This is a genomic window from Citrobacter sp. S-77 (assembly GCF_963864895.1).
GTDB classification, from domain to species: Bacteria; Pseudomonadota; Gammaproteobacteria; order Enterobacterales; family Enterobacteriaceae; genus Citrobacter; species Citrobacter murliniae.
Window position 1 is genome coordinate 184,194 of record NZ_CAWLWU010000002.1, and the last position, 8,747, is coordinate 192,940.

Annotated in this window: 6 protein-coding genes; 1 reads left to right on the forward strand and 5 read right to left on the reverse strand. The window is 48.6% G+C overall.

Annotated elements, in window-relative coordinates:
- The first annotated feature begins 147 nt into the window (after nt 1-147).
- Complete coding sequence (gene melA, locus AACS05_RS01580; RefSeq protein ID WP_144243043.1) at nt 148-1,503, forward strand: alpha-galactosidase; 1,356 nt, start codon at nt 148-150, stop codon at nt 1,501-1,503.
- A gap of 54 nt (nt 1,504-1,557) precedes the next feature.
- Here melA and AACS05_RS01585 read toward each other — a convergent pair whose 3' ends face one another.
- The 5 genes from AACS05_RS01585 to AACS05_RS01605 all read right to left on the reverse strand — a co-directional run bounded on the left by AACS05_RS01585 (nt 1,558) and on the right by AACS05_RS01605 (nt 8,532).
- Nucleotides 1,558-2,190, reverse strand: a complete 633-nt coding sequence (locus AACS05_RS01585) for a DUF2238 domain-containing protein (RefSeq protein ID WP_045438810.1) — start codon at nt 2,188-2,190, stop codon at nt 1,558-1,560.
- A gap of 160 nt (nt 2,191-2,350) precedes the next feature.
- Nucleotides 2,351-3,997 carry a class I fumarate hydratase FumA gene (fumA, locus tag AACS05_RS01590; RefSeq protein WP_045438812.1) on the reverse strand — a complete coding sequence of 549 codons (1,647 nt, stop codon included), beginning with the start codon at nt 3,995-3,997 and terminating at the stop codon, nt 2,351-2,353.
- Between the two features lie 96 nt (nt 3,998-4,093).
- Nucleotides 4,094-5,434, reverse strand: a complete 1,341-nt coding sequence (dcuB, locus tag AACS05_RS01595; protein WP_045438818.1) for an anaerobic C4-dicarboxylate transporter DcuB — start codon at nt 5,432-5,434, stop codon at nt 4,094-4,096.
- Between the two features lie 750 nt (nt 5,435-6,184).
- Nucleotides 6,185-6,904: a two-component system response regulator DcuR gene (dcuR, locus tag AACS05_RS01600; protein WP_045438821.1), complete on the reverse strand. Its 720-nt coding sequence runs from the start codon at nt 6,902-6,904 to the stop codon at nt 6,185-6,187.
- Nucleotides 6,901-8,532 (reverse strand): sensor histidine kinase, encoded by a 1,632-nt coding sequence (locus AACS05_RS01605; RefSeq protein ID WP_045438823.1) that lies wholly within the window; start codon nt 8,530-8,532, stop codon nt 6,901-6,903. The genes dcuR and AACS05_RS01605 overlap by 4 nt, the downstream gene beginning before the upstream one ends.
- Nucleotides 8,533-8,747 lie beyond the last annotated feature (215 nt).

The following is an 8,747-nucleotide window of genomic DNA, read 5'->3' on the forward strand; positions in this document are numbered from 1 at the left end:
CTTTTTGGTCAATTTTATCCCATAAACTCAGATTGTTCGTTGACGGAAGGGGGATCTGAGTTTTTGGGAGTGCTCATTACAGAAGCCGGAAGTTTTCATGGAAACCCCGTGCCACCATGACGATATTCAACAACGTTCTGGAGAGTGATGATGTCTGCACCTAAAATTACCTTTATTGGCGCCGGTTCCACGATCTTTGTAAAAAATATTCTCGGGGATGTCTTTCATCGTGAGGCGCTGAAATCGGCGCATATTGCCTTAATGGATATCGATGCGACCCGCCTTGAAGAGTCGCATATTGTGGTGCGTAAGCTGATGGATTCAGCTGGCGCTTCCGGTCACATCACTTGCCATACTGAACAAAAATCGGCATTGCAGGATGCCGATTTTGTGGTTGTCGCGTTCCAGATTGGTGGTTATGAGCCGTGTACCGTCACCGATTTTGCGGTTTGTAAGCGTCACGGGCTCGAGCAAACTATTGCTGACACGTTAGGGCCCGGCGGCATTATGCGTGCGCTGCGCACCATTCCACATTTATGGCAGATTTGTGAAGACATGACCGAAGTCTGCCCACATGCCACTCTGCTTAATTACGTCAACCCCATGGCGATGAACACCTGGGCAATGTATGCCCGTTATCCGCATATTAAGCAGGTGGGGTTGTGCCATTCAGTACAGGGAACGGCGGAGGAGCTGGCCCGCGATGTGAATATCGACCCAGCCTCTTTGCGCTATCGCAGCGCCGGGATCAACCATATGGCGTTTTATCTGGAGCTGGAACGCAAAACTGCCGATGGCAGCTATGTGGATCTTTACCCGGAACTGCTGGCAGCCTATGAAGCAGGGCAGGCTCCGAAACCGAATATTCACGGTAATACGCGTTGTCAGAACATTGTGCGTTATGAAATGTTCAAAAAATTAGGGTATTTCGTCACCGAGTCGTCTGAACACTTTGCCGAATATACACCGTGGTTTATCAAACCGGGACGCGAGGATCTGATTGAGCGCTACAGTGTTCCGTTGGATGAATACCCGAAACGTTGCGTGGAACAACTGGCTAACTGGCATCAAGAGCTGGAAGAGTACAAAACGGCTGCGCGTATTGATATTAAACCGTCGCGAGAATATGCCAGCACTATCATGAACGCTCTCTGGACTGGTGAACCGAGCGTAATTTATGGCAACGTTCGTAATGACAACCTGATCGATAATCTGCCTTCAGGTTGCTGTGTTGAAGTGGCTTGTCTGGTCGATGCTAACGGCATTCAGCCGACAAAAGTTGGTACCCTCCCGTCGCATTTGGCGGCAATGATGCAAACCAATATCAATGTGCAGACACTGCTGACGGAAGCCATCCTGACGGAAAATCGCGATCGTGTTTATCACGCGGCAATGATGGATCCGCACACCGCTGCGGTATTGGGGATTGAGGAAATTTATGCGCTGGTGGATGACCTGATCGCGGCACACGGTGACTGGTTACCGGGCTGGTTACATCGATAAGGTCATTTACATCAGTCATGCACAGGCCGGATTAGCGTGAACAACATCCGGCAATCAGTTGGTGGCAATTAATGCATAACGCCGCAGCTGTCGACAATGAATACGCGCCAGAAAAATTACTGTAGTCAATGCTCCGAGCAGGGCGCAGAACATATCCGACTGGGTGTCCCACGGATCTCCCTGTGTGCCAAGGAAGTCATCAGCACCCTGACCCATCGCCAGCGCTGCCCACCATTCAATCAGTTCATAGGTAGCGCTAATCGCCAGGGCTACGCAGCAGACTAAAAATGCCAGCATCTTACGCCCATGGACAATATTGCCGCGCACTAAAATTTCTCTCGCCGTCAGTGCAGGGACCAGTCCCTGGAAGAAGTGCCCCAGTTTGTCGTAAGGGTTGCGACTCAGATTCAGCCACTCCTGAACTTCAAAACCGATGGGAACTTTGGCGTAGGTATACATGCCGCCCACCATCAGAATGATGGCGTGAAAGAAAATCAGCGTGTAGAGCAGTGGTGTTAATGGATAGCGCTTTACCGTGGCAAGTAACAGCGGCACGACAATAATGACCGGCGTAACTTCCATCAACCAGGTGATTTTTTCTGTGGCACTAAAACCGGTGTAGATAAGGATAAGCGCCAGCAGCAATGCGCCAGCGTTGAGCAGCGATGTGTTGAGTGTGCGGTTCATGGTGACTTTTCAACGAGTGGAAAAGCCTACTATTTACCGGGAACGATAAAATTTCAATGCCAGTAATTAAGGGGGAAAGTTGGCCCGGGGGGATCACCGGACTGACCCCAATGGTTGAGTATCCAACTATTGGGAGCAGTCCAGTGCCGGGCCGAATGGCTTATTTCGCGCAGTTAGCGCATTGTTTGCTCACGATTTGCTGGAAGAAATCGTTACCTTTGTCATCAACCAGGATGAAGGCCGGGAAATCTTCGACTTCGATTTTCCAGATGGCTTCCATCCCCAGCTCAGGGTACTCCACGCATTCCAGATGCTTGATGCTCTGCTGCGCCAACACCGCTGCCGGACCGCCGATGCTACCTAAGTAAAAACCACCGTGTTTGTGGCAGGCGTCTGTCACTTGCTGACTACGGTTACCTTTCGCCAGCATGATCATGCTACCGCCGTGGGACTGCAGCAGATCGACATAAGAGTCCATACGACCTGCAGTAGTTGGGCCTAAGGAGCCTGATGGATAACCCGCTGGCGTTTTTGCCGGCCCTGCGTAGTAGATTGGGTGATCTTTCACGTACTGTGGCAGACCTTCACCGGAATCAATACGTTCTTTCAGCTTAGCGTGGGCGATGTCACGACCCACAATGATGGTGCCGCTCAGAGACAGGCGGGTAGAAACCGGGTATTGAGAAAGCTGGGCGAGGATCTCTTTCATCGGACGGTTAAGGTTGACCTTAACCACTTCGCCTTCGCCCGCCTGACGCAGTGATTCTGGAATGTACTGGGCTGGGTTATGTTCCAGCTTTTCAATCCAGATGCCTTCGCGGTTAATCTTAGCCTTGATGTTACGGTCAGCAGAGCAGGAGACCCCCATACCTACAGGGCAGGATGCCCCGTGGCGAGGCAGGCGGATTACGCGGATATCATGAGCGAAATATTTTCCGCCAAACTGTGCACCGAGGCCAAGTTTCTGGGCTTCTTCCAGCAGTTCCTGTTCCAGTTGAATATCGCGGAATGCCTGACCATGGGCATTACCTTCAGTCGGCAGCGCGTCGTAATAGTGCGTGCTGGCCAGTTTTACTGTTTTGAGCGTGCTTTCCGCTGAAGTACCGCCAATTACAAATGCGATGTGGTACGGCGGGCAAGCGGCAGTTCCGAGTGTGCGCATCTTCTCTACCAGGAAATTCTTCAGCTTCCCGGGAGTCAGCAGCGCTTTGGTTTCCTGATACAGATAGGTTTTGTTGGCAGAGCCGCCGCCTTTGGCGACACAGAGGAATTTGTATTCGTCACCGTCCACGCTGTACAAATCGATTTGTGCAGGCAGGTTGGTGCCGGTATTCACCTCTTTGTACATATCCAGCGCCGCGTTTTGTGAATAGCGCAGGTTATCTTCAATATAGGTATTAAATACGCCTTTGGAGAGCGCAGCTTCGTCACCGCCGCCAGTCCAGACGCGTTGGCCTTTTTTGCCCATGATAATTGCCGTGCCGGTATCCTGGCAGGTTGGCAATACGCCTTTGGCGGCAATTTCGGAGTTTCTCAGGAATTGCAGCGCAACGTACTTATCATTTTCGCTGGCTTCTGGGTCATGGAGAATGGAGGCGACTTGCTGTTGGTGTTCGGGGCGGAGCATGAAGGAGGCATCGTGGAAGGCTTGCTGAGCCAGTAGCGTAAGTGCTTCAGGTGCTACTTTCAGGATTGATTCGCCTTCAAACTCGCCGACGCTGACGTGATCGGATGTCAGCAGGTAGTACTCAGTTTTGTCTTCCCCCAGCGGGAAAGGCGCCTGGTAAGTGAATTCAACTTTTGACATTTGCTTCCAGCCTTTTCATTTTTATCAGGAATTTAAAAATTCTCTGTATCTTAAAGGTGGCGTGCCGTACAAAACTGGACGGCACGCGAAGTGTGATTACAGGAAACCGTACATTGCGGCGAATACCCAGCCAAAGACACAGGATACACTTACGCCGATCAAACCAGGCAGAATGAAGCTGTGGTTGATAACGAAGCGGCCAATGTGGGTGGTGCCGGAACGGTCAAACTGAATGGCCGCCAGATCGCTCGGGTAGGTCGGCAGAATGTAGTAACCGTAGCATGCCGGAGCAGAGGCAACGATGTACGCTGGATCTACCCCGATTGCCAGCGCAACCGGAACAATAGCCGCCAGCGCTGCAGCCTGGGAGTTTACAAACTTAGAGACCAATAACAGAACAACCGCATAGGCCCATGGATACTCTTTCACCATGTCGCCCAGTACGCCCTGAATTTCAGACATATGCGCGCCGAACATGGTTTCCGCCATCCAGGCAATACCGTACACCGCTACAATCGCGATCATACCTGAACGGAAGACTTCATTTTTTGAGATAGATGCGGGATTGGTTTTCGTCAGAATGATAATCAGTGCGCCAGTCAGCAGCATGAACATCTGAATAACCAGAACCATCGACAGCGGTTTGCCGCCAAAAGAAGGACGCAGTTCAGATACTGCGCCGAGCACGGCAACAACGGCGATAGCGGCCAGGAAGATCCACATTGCCAGCCAGTTGCTCTTCGGCAGCTTTTTGTCTAACAGAGTCGCGGTGTCGCCATACACATAATGGTGGTTTTCCGGCACAGAGATAAACTTCTGGAACTCTTCGTCTTTATCCAGATCTTTACCACGGAACCAGCTGAAGATACCGATAGCCAGGATACCCAACAGGGTAGACGGAATAGTGATACCGAGCAGGTCGAGGAACTCAAGATGCTTGCCTTCAAACGTCACGTTGCCCAGCATTGCGACCAGTGACACAACGGCTACGGAAACCGGGCTGGCGATAATCCCCATTTGTGCGCCAATAGAACTCGCCGCCATCGGACGTTCCGGGCGAATATTGTTCTTAATGGCTACGTCATAAATGATTGGCAGAATGGTGTATACCACATGGCCTGTACCGCAAAGAATGGTCAGGGTGCAGGTAACAAACGGTGCCAGGATGGAAACGTATTTTGGGTTACGGCGCAGCAGCTTTTCAGCAATTTGCAGCATAACGTCAAGACCGCCGGAGGCTTGCAAGGTTGCAGACGCGGCCACTACGGCAATAATAACCAGCATAACGTCTACAGGTGGTTTACCTGGCTGGAGATGGAAAACAAAAACCAGGATGACCAGACCGATACCGCCTAACAAACCCAACGCGATACCGCCCTTTCTGGCGCCATAAAACAAACATATTAATATTATGAGAAGTTGTATACTAAATAACATTTTATTTACCCTCGCGAAAAAACCAGTCAATTTTTAAAAAATGGATCTGCACCACATTCTTTTGTGCTGGAATAAGCATCAGAAAATGGTCAATATTCGGTATGTCCGTATTTGCGATTAATGTTCAAATGTCTGGTTAAAATGTTTCTTTATGATTATTAGAAATATTAAACTTTCTTTCTGTGGCTTTGTTCAGAGGAGAGAATCCTCAGGCGATGGGAAGCAGGGCTTGTTATGAAGAGCAGTGGCTGACGCTGTACAGTCTGTATTTTGTCCTGGTTATCCAGGCGCTTATCATCAGCTTTATGTTTTCCGCTATTACGTGAACCACCGGCACAATGGGTGAGAGGATTATTTGTGTGATCACGCTCACGCCAGTTCATGATGTAATGAGGTTGGCTCGCGGATACTTTTATTTGCTCACAAAAATGTACGGTGTCCATAGTACGTAGCATGTTCTCCATTGCTACCAGCTAGATTTTTATGTCTGGTTAATTTCAGACTAATCCTTTATGGGTAAAAATACACACTCTGTGAGTTAGATAATACTTAATTAACTTTTGTTAGCGATTTTGAAATTAAAAACAGTGTGACGTTTGTCAATATTAAAATAATGCATTAACATATCATATACAAATATATTTGATCTAACGCAAATCACTATTTTACTGCGTCAGCAAACAAAAAAGGGATTTTTCATTATCTTAATAATTGTTACTTTTATATAACGAATAATCCCAGATATGTGTTTTATTGGCAATATTGTTTAAGCAATGAGTAATGCTCGGCTTGAACACGATAACGATAAACTGGTCTGCCAGTAACGCCATAATGGATGCTGGTAAATAAGATGTGACAATTGACTAACCAGATGAGGTATTTACGACAAGAGACGCGGGAGATATTGACCTCGTTTGCCAGTTCGTCCGTAGAAAACTCTTGATCCTGGTGCTCATCAATCCACTGGCATAGCGTACGTAACGTCTGGGGGGTTAACCCTTTGGGCAAGCGCCGCGTTTCCTGTTCGCTGGAAGAGTTGCCATGGATCAGTTGGTCAAGCTCTGACTGTTCATAGTATTGGTGTTTTTCCATCTCCGTCTTCTTGTGCAGCCAACTGGTAAGCGCTTCTTCAAAACGGGATGCCTGAAACGGTTTGATCAGATAGTCAACCACACCGTAGTGGAGTGAGTCTTTGATGGTTGTGGCGTCGGCGGCGGAGGAGATGACAATGACATCACACTTGCAGCCTTCACTGTGCAGAACGGGCAACAGGTCCAGACCGTTTTCTTTCTGCATATAAATATCAAGTAAAATCAGATCAATGTGGTGCTCGCCTTGAAAAATTATCTCTTTGGCTTTCTCCAGCGTAGAGGCGGTCCCACAGCAATGAAAACCGGAGAGTTGCGCCACATATCGACGGTTTAATTCCGCTACCATTGCATCGTCATCGACAATTAAGACATTGATCATCTGCTGGCCCTCTCACCATTCCACGGTAACTGTACAAAAAATTGGGTGAAGATCCCTGGTTCAGACTCGACGGAAATATTGCCGCCAACGCTTTCAATCTGCTGTTTAACAAGCGCTAAACCTACTCCCCGTTCGGTTCCTTTTGACGAAACGCCCTTCTCAAAGATGTGATCAATATGCTCGGGGGCGATCCCCGGGCCATCGTCATTCACTTCACAATGCAACCAGCCGTGTCGATAGTGTAAGGATACGCTGATCTCCCCACCCGGTTCTTGACCTAGCGCCTCCAGAGCGTTTTCAATCAAATTCCCCAGAACGGTAATCAGTACAGCCACCTGATCTTCATTACTGTTTTCCGGCAATTGGCTTTCATTACTAATAACCAGGGAATGGCCTAAATCTGATGTGCGATTAATCTTACTGAGTAAAAAACCCGCGATCACCGGGGATTTTATTTTGCCTAACAGTGAGCCGATCTCTTCCTGATAATTGTTCGCAGTCTTAATGATATAATTCTCCAACTGCTTATAACTTTTCAGGTGCAATAAGCCCAGAATCACGTGCAACTTATTCATGAATTCGTGGGATCGTTCACGAAGTGCATCGGCATAGTTGACCATACCATCCAGACGTTGCATGAGCTTACGGACTTCCGTCTTATCTCTGAACGTTGAAATGGCCCCGATGATCTTACCGTTACTGAGTACCGGCACGGTGTTGATTAAGAGTAGCCGATCTTTTACCGTGATCTCCTCATCACGGCGTGGCGTCCCATCACGTAATACTTCTGAAAGATCGACCACTTGCGACCACGCATGGCTGAGCGTTGAGAGCTGCTCATCGTCTTGTGATTTACGGTAATCAAGAAGCTCCTGCGCTGCCTGGTTTATCAGTGTCACTTCACCACTTTCGTCAACGGCAATAACGCCTTCCTTTATAGAGTGCAACATTGCCTGGCGTTGTTCGAACAGGTTGGATATTTCATAAGGCTCCAGGCCAAACAGAATGCGCTTAAGGACCTTAACCAACACCCATGTGCCCAACAACCCAACCAGAACACCAAATAAGATGGACCAAATGATGCTACCGCGACTGTCATTGATCTGTTCGGTGACCCTGCTTAGCTCCAGGCCGATCGACACGACGCCAATCTGCCGGTGATTTTCATCATAGATAGGAGTAAAGACGCGTAGTGCTTTAGCCAGAAAGCCGCGATTAATGGCGACGTTCTCTTTCCCTTGTAGCGCCAGTAAAATGTCGTCACCTTTAAACGGTTGACCGATTCGCTGCGCTTCAGGGTGCGAATAACGGATGCTTTGCATATTAGTGACAACGATGAACAAGAAATCGTTGCTCTTATTTACCGCCAGGGCAATTTCCTGAATACCACTCTCTTTGGGCTTTTTTGCCAGACCGCGGCGGATCTCTGGAGAGTCTGCAAGTGTTCGCGCGACAGCCAGCGCTTTGCTTGCTAACGCATCACGCGTCATATTGCTGATTTGTGAGAAGTAAATCAGATGAACGACAAGCAGCACGGAAAAGAGTACGGCACTGACCATGAGAATCACGGTTGTACCGAGTTTCATTGGGCGTTTACGTATAGCGTAGCGTTGCAGAGTGTGTCTCATCGTGGTCCAGGAATCACTGTTTGTATGGGTATTATCGCTTTATGAAGTACGTAATTCAAAGATGGAACCGGGATTATGAGGGCTGAAGCCAGCACTGCTTATATAGAGTAGTAGAAACGGAGATGCATAAATCTGAACAATATGGCTGACGTTGAGGGTTATTTACGTCAGATTTGGTCTTTCTTCCTGGGGAGAGAACAGGAAATACCAGCATC